The sequence below is a fragment of the Arthrobacter sp. UYEF20 genome (assembly GCF_040546335.1).
In the GTDB taxonomy this organism is placed as follows: Bacteria; Actinomycetota; Actinomycetes; order Actinomycetales; family Micrococcaceae; genus Arthrobacter.
On sequence record NZ_JBEPNP010000003.1, the window covers coordinates 299,004 to 314,557 of the forward strand.

At 65.6% G+C, this 15,554-nt stretch carries 15 protein-coding genes and 2 pseudogenes; 4 read left to right on the plus strand and 13 right to left on the minus strand.

From position 1 onward, the window contains the following. Nucleotides 1-364: 364 nt before the first annotated feature. The 5 genes from groL to ABIB26_RS05555 form a co-directional block, all read right to left on the minus strand. Nucleotides 365-2,002 (minus strand): chaperonin GroEL, encoded by a 1,638-nt coding sequence (gene groL / locus ABIB26_RS05535; RefSeq protein WP_354240329.1) that lies wholly within the window; start codon nucleotides 2,000-2,002, stop codon nucleotides 365-367. A 315-nt stretch (nucleotides 2,003-2,317) separates the two neighbouring features. Then, on the minus strand, nucleotides 2,318-3,580 hold the full coding sequence (locus ABIB26_RS05540; protein ID WP_502913627.1) for an ABC transporter substrate-binding protein: 1,263 nt from the start codon (nucleotides 3,578-3,580) through the stop codon (nucleotides 2,318-2,320). Between the two features lie 74 nt (nucleotides 3,581-3,654). Next, nucleotides 3,655-3,858: a cold-shock protein gene (locus tag ABIB26_RS05545; RefSeq protein WP_306913114.1), complete on the minus strand. Its 204-nt coding sequence runs from the start codon at nucleotides 3,856-3,858 to the stop codon at nucleotides 3,655-3,657. A gap of 160 nt (nucleotides 3,859-4,018) precedes the next feature. Next, the gene (locus tag ABIB26_RS05550) at nucleotides 4,019-4,636 is read right to left on the minus strand and encodes a LytR C-terminal domain-containing protein (RefSeq protein WP_354240331.1); all 618 of its coding nucleotides are present in this window, start codon (nucleotides 4,634-4,636) and stop codon (nucleotides 4,019-4,021) included. A gap of 81 nt (nucleotides 4,637-4,717) precedes the next feature. Beyond that, on the minus strand, nucleotides 4,718-5,035 hold the full coding sequence (locus ABIB26_RS05555) for a DUF3263 domain-containing protein (RefSeq protein WP_354240333.1): 318 nt from the start codon (nucleotides 5,033-5,035) through the stop codon (nucleotides 4,718-4,720). Nucleotides 5,036-5,127: 92 nt separating this feature from the next. Here ABIB26_RS05555 and ABIB26_RS05560 point away from each other — a divergent pair, with 92 nt between their 5' ends. Both ABIB26_RS05560 and ABIB26_RS05565 read left to right on the plus strand, forming a co-directional pair. After that, entirely contained in the window at nucleotides 5,128-5,928 is an 801-nt protein-coding gene (locus ABIB26_RS05560) for a uracil-DNA glycosylase (RefSeq protein WP_502913625.1), read from the plus strand. A 65-nt stretch (nucleotides 5,929-5,993) separates the two neighbouring features. After that, a complete protein-coding gene (locus ABIB26_RS05565; RefSeq protein WP_354240335.1) occupies nucleotides 5,994-6,833 on the plus strand; it encodes a siderophore-interacting protein in 840 nt (279 codons plus the stop codon). A gap of 247 nt (nucleotides 6,834-7,080) precedes the next feature. On the opposite strand, the gene ABIB26_RS05570 is transcribed toward ABIB26_RS05565, so the two are convergent. After that, complete coding sequence (locus ABIB26_RS05570; RefSeq protein ID WP_354240337.1) at nucleotides 7,081-8,577, minus strand: threonine/serine exporter family protein; 1,497 nt, start codon at nucleotides 8,575-8,577, stop codon at nucleotides 7,081-7,083. A 33-nt stretch (nucleotides 8,578-8,610) separates the two neighbouring features. After that, nucleotides 8,611-9,684 carry a lipid II:glycine glycyltransferase FemX gene (locus ABIB26_RS05575; protein WP_354240339.1) on the minus strand — a complete coding sequence of 358 codons (1,074 nt, stop codon included), beginning with the start codon at nucleotides 9,682-9,684 and terminating at the stop codon, nucleotides 8,611-8,613. A gap of 138 nt (nucleotides 9,685-9,822) precedes the next feature. Here ABIB26_RS05575 and ABIB26_RS05580 point away from each other — a divergent pair, with 138 nt between their 5' ends. Continuing rightward, nucleotides 9,823-10,392: a TspO/MBR family protein gene (locus ABIB26_RS05580; protein ID WP_354240341.1), complete on the plus strand. Its 570-nt coding sequence runs from the start codon at nucleotides 9,823-9,825 to the stop codon at nucleotides 10,390-10,392. A gap of 1 nt (nucleotide 10,393) precedes the next feature. Here ABIB26_RS05580 and ABIB26_RS05585 read toward each other — a convergent pair. From ABIB26_RS05585 to ABIB26_RS05610, 6 genes and pseudogenes are all read right to left on the minus strand, one after another. Further along, a pseudogene (locus tag ABIB26_RS05585) lies at nucleotides 10,394-10,825 on the minus strand (L-serine ammonia-lyase, iron-sulfur-dependent, subunit alpha); the annotation flags it as partial. 16 nt (nucleotides 10,826-10,841) lie between these two features. Further along, nucleotides 10,842-11,170 (minus strand): annotated as a pseudogene (locus tag ABIB26_RS05590) (transposase); the annotation flags it as partial. A gap of 37 nt (nucleotides 11,171-11,207) precedes the next feature. After that, nucleotides 11,208-11,978 carry an enoyl-CoA hydratase/isomerase family protein gene (locus tag ABIB26_RS05595; RefSeq protein WP_354240343.1) on the minus strand — a complete coding sequence of 257 codons (771 nt, stop codon included), beginning with the start codon at nucleotides 11,976-11,978 and terminating at the stop codon, nucleotides 11,208-11,210. Nucleotides 11,979-12,012: 34 nt separating this feature from the next. After that, nucleotides 12,013-12,756 carry an amino acid ABC transporter ATP-binding protein gene (locus ABIB26_RS05600; RefSeq protein ID WP_354240345.1) on the minus strand — a complete coding sequence of 248 codons (744 nt, stop codon included), beginning with the start codon at nucleotides 12,754-12,756 and terminating at the stop codon, nucleotides 12,013-12,015. Nucleotides 12,757-12,764: 8 nt separating this feature from the next. Next, nucleotides 12,765-13,865 (minus strand): amino acid ABC transporter permease, encoded by a 1,101-nt coding sequence (locus tag ABIB26_RS05605; protein WP_354240347.1) that lies wholly within the window; start codon nucleotides 13,863-13,865, stop codon nucleotides 12,765-12,767. Nucleotides 13,866-13,873: 8 nt separating this feature from the next. Then, on the minus strand, nucleotides 13,874-14,740 hold the full coding sequence (locus ABIB26_RS05610; RefSeq protein ID WP_354240349.1) for an ABC transporter substrate-binding protein: 867 nt from the start codon (nucleotides 14,738-14,740) through the stop codon (nucleotides 13,874-13,876). 146 nt (nucleotides 14,741-14,886) lie between these two features. Here ABIB26_RS05610 and ABIB26_RS05615 point away from each other — a divergent pair, with 146 nt between their 5' ends. Then, nucleotides 14,887-15,501: a TetR/AcrR family transcriptional regulator gene (locus ABIB26_RS05615; protein ID WP_354240351.1), complete on the plus strand. Its 615-nt coding sequence runs from the start codon at nucleotides 14,887-14,889 to the stop codon at nucleotides 15,499-15,501. Nucleotides 15,502-15,554: the final 53 nt, after the last annotated feature.

Genomic DNA, 15,554 nt, shown 5'->3' on the forward strand with positions numbered 1-15,554 from the left:
TCCCCCGCTCCCACCGATGCTCCCTCACCTTTCGCCGCAATACCACCGACGCTCCCCCACTTTCCGCCGCAATACCACCGACGCTCCCCCACATTCCGCCGCAATACCACCGACGCTCCCCACATCCGGTACCGGCTGCCGTCATCTGGGGGAGCGAGCCGGCGAAGCGGACAATCAGTGCGGGAGCCCCCGTGCGGAAAGGGAAGGATCTGAGGGAGCGTCGGCTGGAACAGTGCGAGAACTGAGGGAGGGTCGGGTTGGGGCGGGCGGGTTAACGCCGACGGCGGCCCCACCCTGAGGTGAGACCGCCGTCGTCGAACTATATGTGTCGAACTATATGTTCAGTGGCATAGGAGCCGGGTGGTTAGAAACCGCCCATGCCGCCCATGCCGCCCATGTCGTCGCCGCCACCCATGGCCGGGGAGTTCTTCTCCGGCTTGTCGGCCACAACGGCCTCGGTGGTGAGGAACAGGCCGGCGATGGAAGCCGCGTTCTGCAGGGCAGAGCGGGTGACCTTGACCGGGTCGTTGATGCCGGCAGCCAGCAGGTCGACGTACTGGCCGGTTGCAGCGTTCAGGCCGTGGCCTGCGGGCAGGCCGCGGACCTTGTCCACGACTACGCCCGGCTCGAGGCCGGCGTTGAATGCGATCTGCTTCAGCGGGGCGTCAATGGCGACGCGGACGATGTTCGCACCGGTTGCCTCGTCACCTTCGAGCTGCAGGTTGGCGAATGCCTTGGCGCCGGCCTGGATCAGGGCAACGCCACCGCCGGCGACGATGCCCTCTTCGACAGCAGCCTTGGCGTTGCGGACTGCGTCCTCAATGCGGTGCTTACGTTCCTTGAGCTCGACCTCGGTTGCGGCACCGGCCTTGATGACTGCAACGCCGCCGGCCAGCTTGGCCAGGCGCTCCTGCAGCTTCTCGCGGTCGTAATCCGAATCGGAGTTCTCGATCTCGGCGCGGATCTGGGAAACGCGGCCGGCAATCTGGTCAGCGTCACCTGCACCCTCGACGATGGTGGTCTCATCCTTGGTGACAACGACCTTGCGGGCGCGGCCCAGGAGTTCGAGGCCGGCAGTCTCAAGCTTGAGGCCGACTTCCTCGGAAATGACCTGGCCACCGGTGAGGATGGCGATGTCCGCGAGCTGCGCCTTGCGGCGGTCGCCGAAGCCCGGAGCCTTGACGGCGACGGACTTGAACGTGCCACGGATCTTGTTGACGATCAGGGTGGCCAGGGCCTCGCCCTCGATGTCTTCGGCAATGATCAGCAGCGGCTTGGAGGACTGCATGACCTTTTCGAGGACAGCAACCAGTTCCTTGACGTTGGAGATCTTGGAGTTGACGATCAGGATGTACGGATCTTCGAGGACCGTTTCCTGGCGCTCAGCGTCGGTGACGAAGTAAGCGGAGATGTAACCCTTGTCGAAGCGCATGCCTTCGGTCAGTTCGAGCTCCAGGCCGAAGGTGTTCGACTCCTCGACAGTGATGACGCCTTCCTTCCCGACCTTGTCCAGGGCTTCGGCAATCAGGGCGCCAATTTCGTCGTCACCGGCGGAGATCGACGCGGTAGCGGCAATCTCTTCCTTGGTTTCGATTTCCTTGGCCGAGGCCAGGAGTTCGCGGGTGACGGCTTCGACAGCCTTTTCAATGCCGCGCTTCAGGGACAGGGGATCAGCGCCGGCCGCGACGTTGCGCAGGCCTTCCTTGACCAGGGCCTGTGCCAGCACGGTTGCGGTGGTGGTTCCGTCGCCGGCGACGTCGTCCGTCTTCTTGGCAACTTCCTTGACCAGCTCGGCGCCGATCTTCTCGTACGGGTCGTCCAGTTCGATCTCCTTGGCGATGGAAACACCATCGTTGGTGATCGTGGGGGCGCCCCACTTCTTTTCGAGGACGACGTTGCGTCCACGCGGGCCGAGGGTGACCTTGACGGCGTCGGCGAGGATGTTCAGGCCCCGCTCAAGACCGCGGCGTGCCTCTTCATCAAATGCAATGATCTTGGCCATAACGGCAGTAGTCCTTTCGGGACAGTCGTTAAGAATGAACCTGGCTGCGGTGCCCGCGACGGACGATCCTTCCCCGGCGGCCTCTGTACGCCACTGGGTCCGGGATCTCACCCAGCCTGGTATTTCTTTCGCTTCCGGTCCGGCTGCCTCACTTCGCGGCCGGTCGAACCGGGCGACGTTTTAGCAGTCAATACGCGGGAGTGCTAAGTCAATAATTAGCACTCCCCCGGGGAGAGTGCAACCAGTGTGCCTCCCGCGCGGGCCCGCATCGGCTCTCTGCCCGGCTTGTGCTGCGGCACAATACGCTACGAGCGATCAGCCGCCGCTGCTGCGGGCCGTCTCGCTTCCGCTCATGGCGGCCTTGTTATCGGCGCCGTAGCCGAACACCATGTAGTTCGCCGCCGTGACGTCGCCATTGGCATCGAAGTTGATCGGCCCGGATTCGCCGTCGTAGTCGGGGCGGTTGCCCGCACGCAGGACCTCGACGCATTTCTGGTAGGACGTGCACACCGCAGCCTCGCCGGAGGGCTGGGCCCCGTTGGCGGTCTGGGCCCTGCCGCCGGAGACGGCAATCAGCCGGGCCGCAATGGAGGTGCCGGCGTCGTCCTCTGCCGCGGCCGCCGCGATGGCGGCCAGGTTGACGGCGTCGTAGGTTTCCGCGGCAAAGGTCATGTCTTTCAGGCCCGGATCAACCGCCACCAGTTCGCCCTGGAAGTGGGCCAACGGAAACGCCCCCGGAAGGATACCTCGGGCCCCGTCGAGGGCGCGGGAGCCGAGACCGGAGCCGTACTGGCTGACGGCGCCGTCGCTGAGGATGAGCTTGCGTCCCGCGAGGCCGGCGTTGTTCAGCTCGGCAATGGCGCCCTGCGCTCCGTCACGGGAGACGAGGACGACGGCGTCCGGAGCCGCTGCTTTGGCGGCCGCGGCCGCCTGCTGCGCCTGGCCCGGTTTGAAGGAAGCCACGGCCACGGGCCCGAGGCCCGCCTGTTTGGCGGCAGCGCCCACGGCAGTGGAGACGTCTGTACCGTAGCTGCCTTCCTCGTACACGATGGCGAGCGTTTTGGCGCCGCCGTCCTGGGCGAGTTTGACCAGGACCGAGGCCTGCGCGACATCGGCAGCGGAGGTGCGGAAATAATAGCCGCCGCTATTGTAGGTGCTCAGACCGCTCGCCGCGTTGGCAGGGGAAATCAAGGCGATCTTCGCGTTGGACAGCACATCGATGGCGCCGGGGGCGCGGCTGGAGTCCGTCGGCCCGATCACGACGTCGGCTTTGGCGGCCGCGAGCGCCTTGGCCTGGGCGGCCGCGTCAGAGCTGATGGTCTCCGGCAGCAGCTCGACCGGCTTGCCCTTGTGACCGCCGGCGGCATTGATTTCCCTCACGGCAAGTTTCGCCGCCGTGAGCTGGGATGCGTTGAGAAAATCCTGCTTGCCCGTGTTGTCCAGGATGAGGCCAATCCTCAGCGTGCCGTCCCCGCTGGCGTCAGCGCGCTCCACCCGGGCGCCGCCCGCGGGCGCCAGGCAACCAGCCAGCGCCAGCACCGCAACGGCCCCCACCGCGGCGCAGCGGACCAGCCGCAGGGCGGCCGTCCGGCGTCGAACGGGTTTCGGTCCGGCAGGAACCTGCCGGACGTGCGCTGCCGCGGGGGGTGCCACTAGGCCGGCCGGACGCTTTCGGCCTGTGGGCCCTTCTCGCCCTCGCCCACTTCCAGTTCCACGCGCTGGCCTTCGTCGAGGGCGCGGTAGCCCTCCCCCACGATGGCCGACCAGTGCACGAAGACGTCGTCTCCGGAATTGTCCACGGTGATGAAGCCGTAGCCCTTTTCGGCGTTGAACCACTTGACGGTTCCCAATGCCATGGTGTCCACACTTTCAGCTAGCTTGCGGGCGGCCCACCCCGATGTGCGCCGCGGAATGCGAAACGAAGTCCGCAAAATACTGTACCCGCGGCAGCGCGCGGGAGTGCAGGCTGCGGACCGCGTTGGCGGCTAATAGTTATTCAGGCGTAACCGAAACCGGCTACTGGAAGCCGGGTCCCAGGACGACAACAAGCGGCATGTTGAACTCGGCCGAGTCGACAAGGGCCTGGATGCCGAGCAGCGAGGCCAAGGCTTCGGCGTTGGCCTTCTGCTCCGGCCCGTCGTAAAAAATCACGGAGCCCGTCTGCGGCGCGCCGGTCCAGTTGCCCAGCGGTCCCGGAGTCCAGCCGTCGGCGGCGACTCTTGTGCTCACCCGGCCCGCCAGTCCAGGCGTGCCACTGGCGTTGTAGACAGTGACGGGCTGCGTCTTGTCCACGGCGTCGTCCGGCGTGGCTGTGGGTGATGCGGAACCGGACGGTGTTGCGGAGCCGGTGGCGCGCTGGCTGGCTTGAGCCGTGCTGGTGGCGCTGGGCGCCGGTGAGGCGGTGGGACTCCCGGCAGGCTGTTCGGCAGTCACGGCTGCTGAGTTTCCGGCGGGGTTGAAGCCGAGCTTCGGCAGGAACAGGAAGGCCACGAGGCCGATCACCAGGGCGGCGGCGCCGACCGCCAGGATGGGGCCCAGGCTGCGGCGTCGGGATTCGGCGGCTGCACGGTGGACACCCTGCCGTGTGGGGGTCTCCGGGACCCGGTCAAATTCATCCCGCGCGTATTTGGTCATGGTAAAAACGACGTCCTTGCTGATTTCTTACGAGTTGCCAGGGCCTTCTCCGCGCAGATCGCCTGCGCATCCGGCCGTGCTTTACGCGTCTGAACCCAAGCGGCGAGCAGTGCGGGCACGTTGGCGTGACGTACGTAGTCTACGCAATCTCTTCACCAGCATGGGATCGTGCGCCAGCGCATCCTCGGTATCGATGAGCGCATTGAGGATCTGGTAAAAGTGCGTCGCGGACAGATCGAAGAGCTCACGGATGGCCTGTTCTTTGGCCCCGGCGTACTTCCACCACTGCCGCTCCAGGGCCAGCATCTGCTGGTCGCGGCTGCTCAGCGGCGACTCGCTGCGGAAATCCCCGGCAACTGATTCCGCCGTGGAAAGGTGCTCCGGTACTGCTTCGGCCACGACACACTCCCTGGCTGGATCCGACAAAGGTCAGTGCCCATGCTACGGGCGAATAACAGGGTTGTCATTTGGCGCCCTGCAAGAATGGAGCCGTGCCTGCTTCCGTTTCCCCTCACTCTGACCCCGGTGATTCCGATGCACTGTTCGAGCTGGAACGGCCGGCCGGTGACACCTTGGGCTTCGCCGAACTGGCACGCCTGCCGCTGAGCGAACTCGTCGCGCCCGACTGGGCTGAGGCGCTGATTCCCGTGGAACGGCAGCTGCGGCAGGTGCTGGGCTTCCTCGCGGCGGAGGCCGCCGGGGGGCACGAGGTGCTCCCGCCGCCGTCGAACGTACTGCGGGCGTTCCGGCAGCCCCTGGCCGGCGTCCGGGTCCTGATTGTGGGCCAGGACCCCTACCCGACGCCGGGCCACGCCGTGGGCCTGTCCTTCGCGGTGGACGGCGGCACCCGTCCCATCCCGCGCAGCCTCACCAATATCTACAAGGAGCTCGACGCCGATCTTGGCCTCCCGCCGCGGATCCACGGGGATCTCGGCGGCTGGGCGGAGCAGGGTGTCCTGCTGCTGAACCGGGTCCTGAGCGTCCGGGCTGGGGCGGCAGGATCGCACCGCAACAAGGGCTGGGAAGCGATCACGGCAGCTGCTATCAGCGCAGTCACGAACCGCCGGACCGCGGCCGGCGGCCCGGCGCCCTTCGTCGTCATCCTGTGGGGCAAGGACGCCGAATCCGTCCGCCCGTTGCTGGGGCCGGCGCCGGTGATCGCCAGCGCGCACCCCAGCCCGCTGTCGGCCTCACGGGGCTTCTTCGGCTCGCGCCCCTTCAGCCGGGCCAACGCCCTGCTCCAGGCCCAGGGCAACGGCACGGTGGACTGGGAACTGCCACCGCTTCCGTAGCCGGGCTTCGTTGTCCGGCGTCACGGGCACGCTTCATACACAGGCTTCTTGGCTAGGCTTAGCCCATGACTTCAGTTCCCGCCACCACCTCGGCAAGCCGGAAATCGCGACCGCAGACCAACCTCTCCGTGCTGCGCCGCGAGCAACTCTCCCCGCATATGGTCCGGATCGTCGCGGGCGGCCCGGGCTTTGACGGCTACGTCAATAACGGTTTCGTGGACCGCTACATCAAGATTGCGTTCCCGCAGCCCGGGATCGACTACCCGGAGCCGCTGGACCTCTGGGCCATCAGGGAATCCATGCCGCGCGAAGAGTGGCCGCACACCCGGACCTACACCGTCCGCTGGGTGGACGAGCCGGCCGGGGAGCTCGCCATCGACTTCGTGATCCATGGCGATGAGGGCCTCGCCGGACCCTGGGCGGCTTCCGCACGGCCCGGCGACAGCCTCGTCTTCACCGGGCCGGGCGGCGGCTACAACCCGGACCCGACGGCGGACTGGCACCTCTTCGCCGGCGACGAGTCCGCCCTGCCGGCGATCAGCGCCGCGATCGAATCCCTGCCGGAGCACGCCCGCGGCCTCGCCTTCCTGGAGGTGGACAGCGACGCCGAGATCCAGGCGGTCGCCGCGCCGGCCGGCATGGAACTGCGGTGGCTCCTGCGCGACGGCGTGCCTGCCGGCGCCGGCGAGTTGCTGGTCAACGCCGTGCGGGACACCGAATGGCCAGACGGCCGGGTTCAAGTCTTCGCGCACGGTGAGCGCGGGTACATGAAGAGTCTGCGGGACGTCTTCTATGCCCAGCGCGGACTGGAGCGCGGACAGGTTTCGCTCTCCGGCTACTGGGCGAAGGGCCGCGTGGAGGACGACTTCCAGGCGGAGAAGAAACTACCCGTAGGGCAGATCTGACCGGCAGCGTCAGCTCGCCGCGGTCAGGTCCCGGCGGCGGGTGGCCGGGCTCACGGACATGCCCCGCGCCGGAGCCGCGGATGGACATAGTCCGATTATGTCCGGACCCGGGCGCGAGGAATGGGCATGTCCTCCCGACCCGAAGAGGTTTTGGCCCCCTGAACCCCAGACGAACTAACGAAAATGACCACCAGCCAATGTGTCCCTTGTGGGACGCCCGTTCCGGGCTGAAAATGTCATTTTCATGTCAGCGGCGCCGCGCCCGGCGTCGTTCGTTGCTGGCCAGGCTCCCCGTCAGCGGCCGGGCGAGGGTGTCTCCGAGCACGATGCCCGCCGCAACGCCCAGCACGATGGCGCCGGCGTTGAGCATCCCGCCGGCACCCATCAGGATCTCGGATTCCTCGATCGTCAATACATACATCGACCGGAATATAGTGAGTCCGGGTAGCAGGATCAGGGCAGCCGGAACGGCCACAACCAGCTGCGGTGCACCCATCCGCAGGGCCACCACACGGGCCAGCAGGCCGATCACGACCGCGGCGAGAGCCGGCGCGAACCGCGGCCCGATCCCCAGGGCGGCTCCCCCGATGAGGACCAGATAGCCTATGACGCCCACGGCCGCGGTAGGGAGCAGCAGCGTCCAGCTGGTCTGTTCGGTGATCCCGATCGCGACGACGGCAACGGCGATCATGATGCCCACGGCCCACCACGGATACGCCGGAGGGAATGTTTCGGTGACGTTGATCGGCTCCATCCCGGTCATGTCCCCCACCACGAAGCCGACGGCGATTCCGGTGACGAGCGCGCCGAAGGTCAGCATGGTGGAGAGGAAGCGGCCCGCCGCCGTGACCGGGAAGCCGTTGATCGCATCCTGCACCGAGGAGACAAGCCGTCCTGTCGGCAGCAGCAGCAGGATGCCCCCGACCACCACGATGGCGGGAGGTATCTGGATCCCGACCAAGCCCCCGAACCGCCACAGGAGCAGGGCGACAAAGGTGACCAGGAAGGAACACGAGGCGGTGACGAAGAAGTCCGGCGTGCGCCAGCGCGCCAGCTTTCGGGCCAGCAGGCTGACCAGCAGGTTGGAGAGGAAGGCGACGGCGGAGGCGCCGGGCCCGCCGCCGAGCACACCGACGAAGACGGCCGAGAACACCCCGTACGCCACCGTGACCATCCAGCGTGGGAAGGGTTTGGAACTGTGGGTGATTTCCTCGAGCCGGCGCACGGCCTCCTCGCGTCCCACCCCGCCGGCGACGATGTCCGTGACGAGCTGGTGCACCTTTGCCAGACCCGCGTAATTGTTGGTCCAGGACCGCACAACGCGGAGCAGGGTGATGGGGGTCTGGTCCTTGGGTGCGTAGTTGATGGCCACCGACTGGTTGGTGATGTCCACCTCGATGTTCTTCAGGCCCAGGGCCGCCGTGATGGCGATGATGCTGGTTTCGACTTCGAGGGCTCCGGCGCCGTACCGGAACATGGACTCGGCCAGATGCAGCGCAAAGTCAATGGTCTTGCGGGCCGAGGTGTCTACGCCGCCGACCTGGATCATCGGGTTGGCGTAGGGGCTGCCGGCCAGCCGGTCCACGATGCTCATGGGGGCTGTCGGCGGATTCTCGCCCTGGACCAGCCGCCGCAACATACGCTTCGCGGCGGCGTTCTGGCGCACCTGGATGGGCGACATCGGCTCGGTCGGGGGCAGTCCGTCCGTGTGCGGCCTGCCGTGGCCGTCGGGTTCCTTGGTCATTCCGGCCTCCTCAATTTCCTGTGTGCAGCCGGTTTAGTAGAACTGCTGGCCTGTGAGGCGGGTGTAGACCTGGCGGGCCAGGCGCTCCCCCGCGGCCATCCAGGCCTTGTACTTCAGCGGGCTGAGCACCTGGTCGTAGCAGCCGACGAAGTCCGTGACGGTCTTGCTGAAGCTGGTCTTGAACAGGCCCAAGCCGTGGAACGGGTTGGACGTGTCCTTAAGCTGGTCGCTCGGGGGCGTGCCGCAGAAATCATATTCGGTGCAGCCCACCTCCTTGAGTTGGTTGATGGCTGTCCACTGGACGAGGTGGGAATCGCCGTACTGGCTGCGTTTCTGCAGCGAGCCGCCATCCTTGTATGTGCCCTTGCGGCCGTAGTTGATGACGAAGGCGCCCACGGACGGCACGCCGTTCTCGTGGACGAACAGCAGCCGGCCCTGGCCCCGGTCGAGGAAGTTGGTCCAGAACCGGCGGTAGTACTCGTACTCACGGACCCGGACCTGGGATTTGGCCTCCACTGTGGTGGTCATCAACGCATACATGGCGCGGAAGTTCTCTTCGGTGGGCTCCACGTTGCGGACCTCCACGCCTTCGCGGATGGCACGGCGGACGGCGTTGCGGCCGCGGGAATGGAGGTTGCGCAACAGCTGGTTGTCCTCCGGCGAGATATCCAGCAATGCCGTCGAGTCATTGGGCTGCAGGTTGTGGGTCTTGACCAGCCCGGCCCCTTCAATGACACGCCTTGCCTCATCGCTCAGCTCGATGTCCGGTTCGATCTTGATGGCGAAGACGCCCAGCCGGGCGCGCTTGACGAAGTCCGCGTTGGCAGCGGCGATGCCGGGAATGTCCTCGACAGAGGCGACATCCGGGCCCTTGATCAGGTACCAGAGTTTGCCCAGGAGGGGGAAGGACTTCTCCAGGACGAGGTTGTAGCTCGTGTAGTCGGCCGCCTCGTAGACGAGGTGGAGTGGCTTCCAGCCGAAGTGCTGCTTGACCTCCGCGAACGCCTCTGACTGAAGGAGATTGCCGCCATTGGGGTTCGCGGTGACGTGGGCATCCCAGTTGGCGATCTCGTCGGCGGAGGCAAAGCGGGCAGTGAATTCACGCAAGGGTGCGGTATCCAATCAGTGCGGTACGAGCTTCGGCGGCATGCGGACATGCACGCTCAAGTCTATCCGCCCGCCCCCGTGCTCAGGCGCGGAACCGGCCTTCGAACAGACCCGGAACGGAGCCGCTACGCTGGAAGCATGCCGCCTGATCAGCAATCACTAGCCGCAGGATCCGGAACCACGGGACATCCGACCGGAAAGCTCGCGATCGGTCCCCAGCTGCTGGGACTGCTGGTCTTTCTCGCGGCCTCCGCCCTGGTTGCGGGGATCGGCGGACTGGCCACCGCCAACAACGTCAACGGCTGGTATGCCACCGCAGACAAGGCGCCGTGGTCGCCACCGAACTGGGTGTTCGGGCCCGTCTGGACGGTGCTCTACCTCGCGATGGCCTTCGCGGCGTGGCTGGTCTGGCGCCGCCGGACCGAAGACAGCCGCGCCGAACGGTCCCGGGCCGCCCTCACCGCCTACGCCGTGCAGCTGGCGCTGAACCTGCTCTGGACGCCGGTTTTCTTCGGCCTGTACCCGGCGATGGGCACCCCGGCGCTGTGGATCGCCTTTGCCATCATCGTGGCCCTGGCGGTGGCCGTGGCCGTCACGGTGCTCTACTTCGGGCCGATCAGCCGCACGGCCGGGCTGCTGTTGCTGCCCTACGTCGCCTGGATTGTGTTTGCCTCGTCGCTGAACCTCTGGGCAGCGCTGAACAATTGATTCAGCACTCCACCACGTTCACGGCGAGGCCGCCCGTGGCGGTTTCCTTGTACTTGGAGGACATGTCCTTGCCGGTTTCGCGCATGGTCACGATGACCTCGTCGAGGGAGACCCGGTGCGTGCCGTCGCCCCAGAGCGCCGTCTTGGCGGCATTGATGGCTTTGGCCGCGGCGATCGCGTTGCGTTCAATGCAGGGGATCTGGACGAGCCCGCCGATCGGGTCGCAGGTCTGGCCGAGGTTGTGTTCCATCGCGATTTCCGCGGCGTTTTCCACCTGTTGGGGCGTGCCGCCCATGACTTCGGCCAGGCCGGCGGCGGCCATCGACGACGCCGAGCCCACCTCGCCCTGGCAGCCGACCTCGGCGCCGGAGATCGAGGCCTGTTCCTTGTAGAGCACTCCGACGGCGGCGGCGGTCAGCAGGAACTTGACGATCGTCTCGTTGCGGTCCCCGGATTTTAAGCCAGATCGCGTCGAGATAGACGATGGAATACACCGCTTCCGACGGCCGGTTCTGCCACTGGGTGATCACATCCGCGATCACTTCCGTGACCCTGGAGATCGTCGCTGCCGAGACGGTCGCCCCGTAGGTTTCCTCCAGGTGTGAACCGATATCCCGGGGCGTAAAGGGAGAGGATCATGTCCTCGACCCTGCCCAGCCGGCGGGCCCTTCGGCACGATCACAGGCTCGAACGTGCCCTTCCGGTCCCGCGGGACCGTGATCTCCACCGGCCGCTGCAGGGTATGGATCTGCTGGGTGTTTCTGCCGTTGCGGGAGTTGCGCCGCGCCCCGTCCAGCACCCCCTGTCAACGGGCCCTAAACCTTTATGCGCTCCACAAAGGCCGCGATGCGGCTGCCGGTGTCTGCTTGGGAGATCATGGCTGTAATCGACTGGACCTCGTCGGCGAGGTGCCCGGCATAAGCCGAGAGTCTTGCCGCGGTCAGCAGCCGCTTCGTCGGGCCCAGTATCTGGGTGGCCCCACCGGCGAGTTGCGCTGCCAGCTCCACGGTCCTGCCATGCAGTTGGGATTCCTCAACCAGCTCTGTGACGAGCCCCCAGTCCAAGGCCTCCTTAGCAGCTGCCACGCGGCCGCCCAGGCCCATCTCCGCGGCGCGGCGCGGTCCGACCACCTGGGGAAGCAGGTAGGAGACTCCGCAATCGGGGGTCAATCCGAGGCGTGAGTAGGCGCTCAGAAACGATGCGGTTGGTGTGGCGATCACGAAGTCGGCATTGAGAACCAGACCGAGCCCCGCCCCGGCTGCTGCACCCTGCACGGCGGCTACTGTCACGAGCCTGGACCGGGCCAGGGCCAGAAGTCCTTCATGCATTTTTCCAGCAAGAGTCCGCAGGAAGCCGGCGGGATCGTCGGAATTCGCCATGCCGGCCAAGTCGCCGCCGCCGCAAAAGTATTTGCCGGCACCTTGAAGAATGAGGACGTGGCACCCGGGGTCGGCCTCGGCCTCGGATACGGCTGCACAGAAGTCCTCGGCCATGGCAATTGTCAGGGCATTGGCCTGTTCCGGGCGATTCAATGTCAGCCACACGATTGCGCCGTCCCGCGTGACTTTGATGTGCTCGAAGTTCATTCGTTTCCTTCCATTGACCTGCCCGGCAGGGTCCTTAGATCCTGCCGGCTGTGAGCACGCGGCTGAGGAACTGCCGGGTCCGCTCTTCCCGCGGGTTCTCGAAAATCTCTTCGGGGGTTCCACGTTCGAGGATTTTGCCTCGGTGAAGGAAGCAGACCTGTGAAGCAACCTCCCGTGCGAATCCCATCTCGTGCGTGGCAAGGAGCATGGTCAGGCCGCCGACCGCAAGTTCCCGAATAATTTCGAGTACGCCGCCAACGAGCTCGGGATCGAGCGCGGCCGTGATTTCGTCGAGCAGCAGCACCTCCGGATCCATGGCCATGGCCCTGACGATGGCGACGCGCTGTTGCTGCCCCCCGGACAGAGAGTCCGGGTAGGACCCGGCCTTGTCTTTGAGGCCGATCTTGTCCAGCAGCTCCATTGCTCGCTCCGCGGCGACCGCCCTGGGGATGCCGCCGATCATGGTGGGAGCCAGGGTGATGTTGTTCAGCACCGACATGTGTGGAAAGAGGTTGTAGGACTGGAAAACAATCCCGACCTTCCGGCGCAGCGCGTTGAGATCGACGCCGAGGCCAGTCACCTGGTCGCCGCCAACCAGGATCTCGCCGGAACTGATGTTCTCCAGCGCGTTGATGCAACGCAGCAGGGTCGACTTACCGGAGCCGGAAGCCCCGATGAGGCAGACGACCTCGTGCTTGGCTACCTCGAGCGAGACGCCCTGGAGGATGGGCGTCTGGCCGTAGGATTTGTGGAGGTCGCGGATCTGCAGAAATGTCATGGCGGTTCCTAATCTGACCCGGCTCGACGCCGAGCCTGATCCTTTTCGACCATCCGGTCCACAAAGCGGGACTGCGGGATGGTGACCAGTACGAAGATGATGGCGACCACGGCAACCGGCGACAGGTTGAATACCGACGATGCCGCCAAGCGCGATTGGGTGAACGCGTCGATGACGCCCATGACGCCGATGAGGGCCGTGTCCTTTTGCAGGCCGATGAAGTCGTTCAGCAGCGGCGGGATCACCCGCCGCACGGCCTGCGGCACGATGACCTTGCGCAACGTCATCGTGTAGGAGAGACCGAGGGAGCGTGCCGCCGCCCACTGGCTGGGGTGGATCGACTCGAGTCCGGCGCGGTAGACCTCGGCAACATAGGCCCCATAGGTGAGGGTCAAGGCGAAAATGGCCAGCCAGATGGGCGGCAGGTCCTTGAACACCGGCACCTTTGCCAGCGACAAGCCGAAGCCCACCAGGTAGAGCACGATGATTCCCGGGATGGCCCGGAAAGTGTCGGTATAGAGGATTGCGATGGCGCGCAGGGGCCGACCGGCCCGGCCCGGAAGCATCCGCATGATGGCGATGGCCAGGCCGAGGACCAGGACCAGGATTTCGGCCCCGATAGACACCTGGACATTCACCCAGAAAGCCTTTGCAATGTCCCCCCAGGTTTCGGCGATGAACGAACCGCGAAGGAAGGTACGGGCAATGGCGCCGTCGTTTGTCACGGCAAAGCCCACAAGGCATGCCAGCAGGAACACCGCCGCCGAATAGCCCATGCTGGTCAAGGCCGATTCCCGCCCGAGGGCGGCAGTATGGCGCGCCTCGACGATCCTGTCCTGGCGCATCAACGAGCTCCGCCGCCTGGCCCGGGCCAAGGCCCGGATGGCCGGGATGACCGGCGCCCAGGCCGCCACGGAACCGAGCGTGACCACCAGGGCGGTGGCCAGGCCGTAGGAACCGTACAGTGCCTGGACGCCGCTGAGTGCAAAGTAGGCACTTCCTGCGGCGACAATCACGACGATGATCGCGGTGGCGGCCAGCGGCAGGACAGCCGATGGAGTGGAGCGGCGTGGCTGGACGGTTTCCAGGACACCTTCCCGGGTAGTCATCAGGTCATTCATGGAGCCGCGAACACCGGAACCTTGGCCGGATCCCCGCCAAGCGTCGGGCCAAGCCAGCTGGCCGACAGCTTTTCGAGTGTCCCGTCAGCGCTCATTGCGGCGATTGCTTTGTCCATCGGTGCGGCGTTGGCAGAACCCTTCGGATAGATGGCGCCGTATTGCTCGCCCGTCTTGTACTGCCCTACAACTTCCAGGGCACCGGAGGAACCCTTGGCGAAACCGAGCAGGATCGCCGTGTCCTGGACGGCTGCGTCAATCTGTCCGGAAGCCACGGCGGTCACCATGGTGTCGGTGTCCTGGAAGACTCTGGCCGGCGTGGAAGGCTGGGTCTTATCCTTCACGAAGTCCACCGACGTGGTGCCCAGCGCAACACCGAGCTTCATTGAGGAGATGTTGGCCGCCGTAAGGTCCGAGCCCTTCTTGACCAGGACAGCGACGTTGGAGTCAAAGTACGGCTGGGAGAACTGGACCACCTTTTCCCGGGCCGGCGTGATGGACACCTGGGCCATCGCGATGTCGTAGTCCTTGGTCTGGCCTGCGACGAGTGCATCGAAGGACGCATTCATGACCTTGACGCTGGACAGGCCCGCGCGGTGGGCGATGTTCGCGGCGAGGCAATATTCATAGCCGCCATCGATGGTTTCGGGAGATGTGCCCTTCCACCAGCCGGGCGACGGGAGGTTTGTCTGGACCGTGAGCGTGTCCGGCGTGACCGGATTGATCGAAATCGAGCCCTTCTCGCCATAAACCGTGCAGGAGCCGAAGTCGCCGGCCTTCGGCGCGGCGGCACCGCCGCAGGCGGACAGGGTCAGGCTCGCCGCGGCAGCAGCTGCCGCAATGGTTCCAAGCCGGTATCTAGCCATCGTTTCGCTTCCGTTCTGTTGCTGACAGGGAAACCCGGTACTGACTCGCTGTACAGGTAATAGCTAGACTGTGCCGCGCCTCACACGGCATGTCAACCGTTCCTCAAATGTTTCTGCGGACGGAGGGCGCCGATAGAGTGCGAGTCATGAAGAGAATGAGCGCCCAGGCGCGCCGGGTGGAAGTACTCGAGGCGACCCTGAAGAAGATCCGCGAAAAAGGCATGACTGCGATGCGGATTACGGACGTTGCGAGTGCGATGGATGTTAGCCCGGCGTTGATCATCTACCACTTTGAAACCAAGGAGAACCTGCTTGTCGAAGCGCTGAAGCACGCCGCTGAACGTGACTTGCTGAAGCTGCATCGAATCATGCGGGAAACCACTTCGCCCGCCGCCCGGCTGATGGCTGCCCTCGACTGGTATGCGCCAACAGGGCAGGCCAGGGGCTGGCAGGTCTGGGTGGACGGCTGGTCCGCCGCCATGCGCGATATGACGCTTTCCAAGGTTTTCTCCGATCTCCAGGACCAATGGACCGGCGTCATTGCCAGGGTGATCGATGAAGGCGTGGCTGAGGGCGTCTTCCACACCGACGATGCGCATGATGCCGCCACCAGGATTACCTCCCTCCTCGACGGCCTCGCCGTGCGGATGTTGGTTCACAAGGTCGAGTTCAAGCGCGGGGTCCTGCGTGGCTGGCTTGTTCGTCAGGTGGCCTGTGAGCTTGGCGTCGAGGAATCGGACCTCGTGCCGCAGCCCGGATGAGACCCCTCTTGACAAGCTCTCAAGATGCAATACAGACTGACTCATCATTCAGT

Bases quoted from the DNA above. Each gene is read 5' to 3' on its own strand.
- ABIB26_RS05615 (WP_354240351.1), top strand. From the start codon at position 14,887: ATGAAGAGAATGAGCGCCCAGGCGCGCCGGGTGGAAGTACTCGAGGCG.
- ABIB26_RS05550 (WP_354240331.1), bottom strand. From the start codon at position 4,636: ATGACCAAATACGCGCGGGATGAATTTGACCGGGTCCCGGAGACCCCC.
- ABIB26_RS05565 (WP_354240335.1), top strand. From the start codon at position 5,994: ATGACTTCAGTTCCCGCCACCACCTCGGCAAGCCGGAAATCGCGACCG.
- groL (WP_354240329.1), bottom strand. From the start codon at position 2,002: ATGGCCAAGATCATTGCATTTGATGAAGAGGCACGCCGCGGTCTTGAG.
- ABIB26_RS05600 (WP_354240345.1), bottom strand. From the start codon at position 12,756: ATGACATTTCTGCAGATCCGCGACCTCCACAAATCCTACGGCCAGACG.
- ABIB26_RS05580 (WP_354240341.1), top strand. From the start codon at position 9,823: ATGCCGCCTGATCAGCAATCACTAGCCGCAGGATCCGGAACCACGGGA.
- ABIB26_RS05605 (WP_354240347.1), bottom strand. From the start codon at position 13,865: ATGACTACCCGGGAAGGTGTCCTGGAAACCGTCCAGCCACGCCGCTCC.
- ABIB26_RS05595 (WP_354240343.1), bottom strand. From the start codon at position 11,978: ATGAACTTCGAGCACATCAAAGTCACGCGGGACGGCGCAATCGTGTGG.
- ABIB26_RS05545 (WP_306913114.1), bottom strand. From the start codon at position 3,858: ATGGCATTGGGAACCGTCAAGTGGTTCAACGCCGAAAAGGGCTACGGC.
- ABIB26_RS05570 (WP_354240337.1), bottom strand. From the start codon at position 8,577: ATGACCAAGGAACCCGACGGCCACGGCAGGCCGCACACGGACGGACTG.
- ABIB26_RS05610 (WP_354240349.1), bottom strand. From the start codon at position 14,740: ATGGCTAGATACCGGCTTGGAACCATTGCGGCAGCTGCTGCCGCGGCG.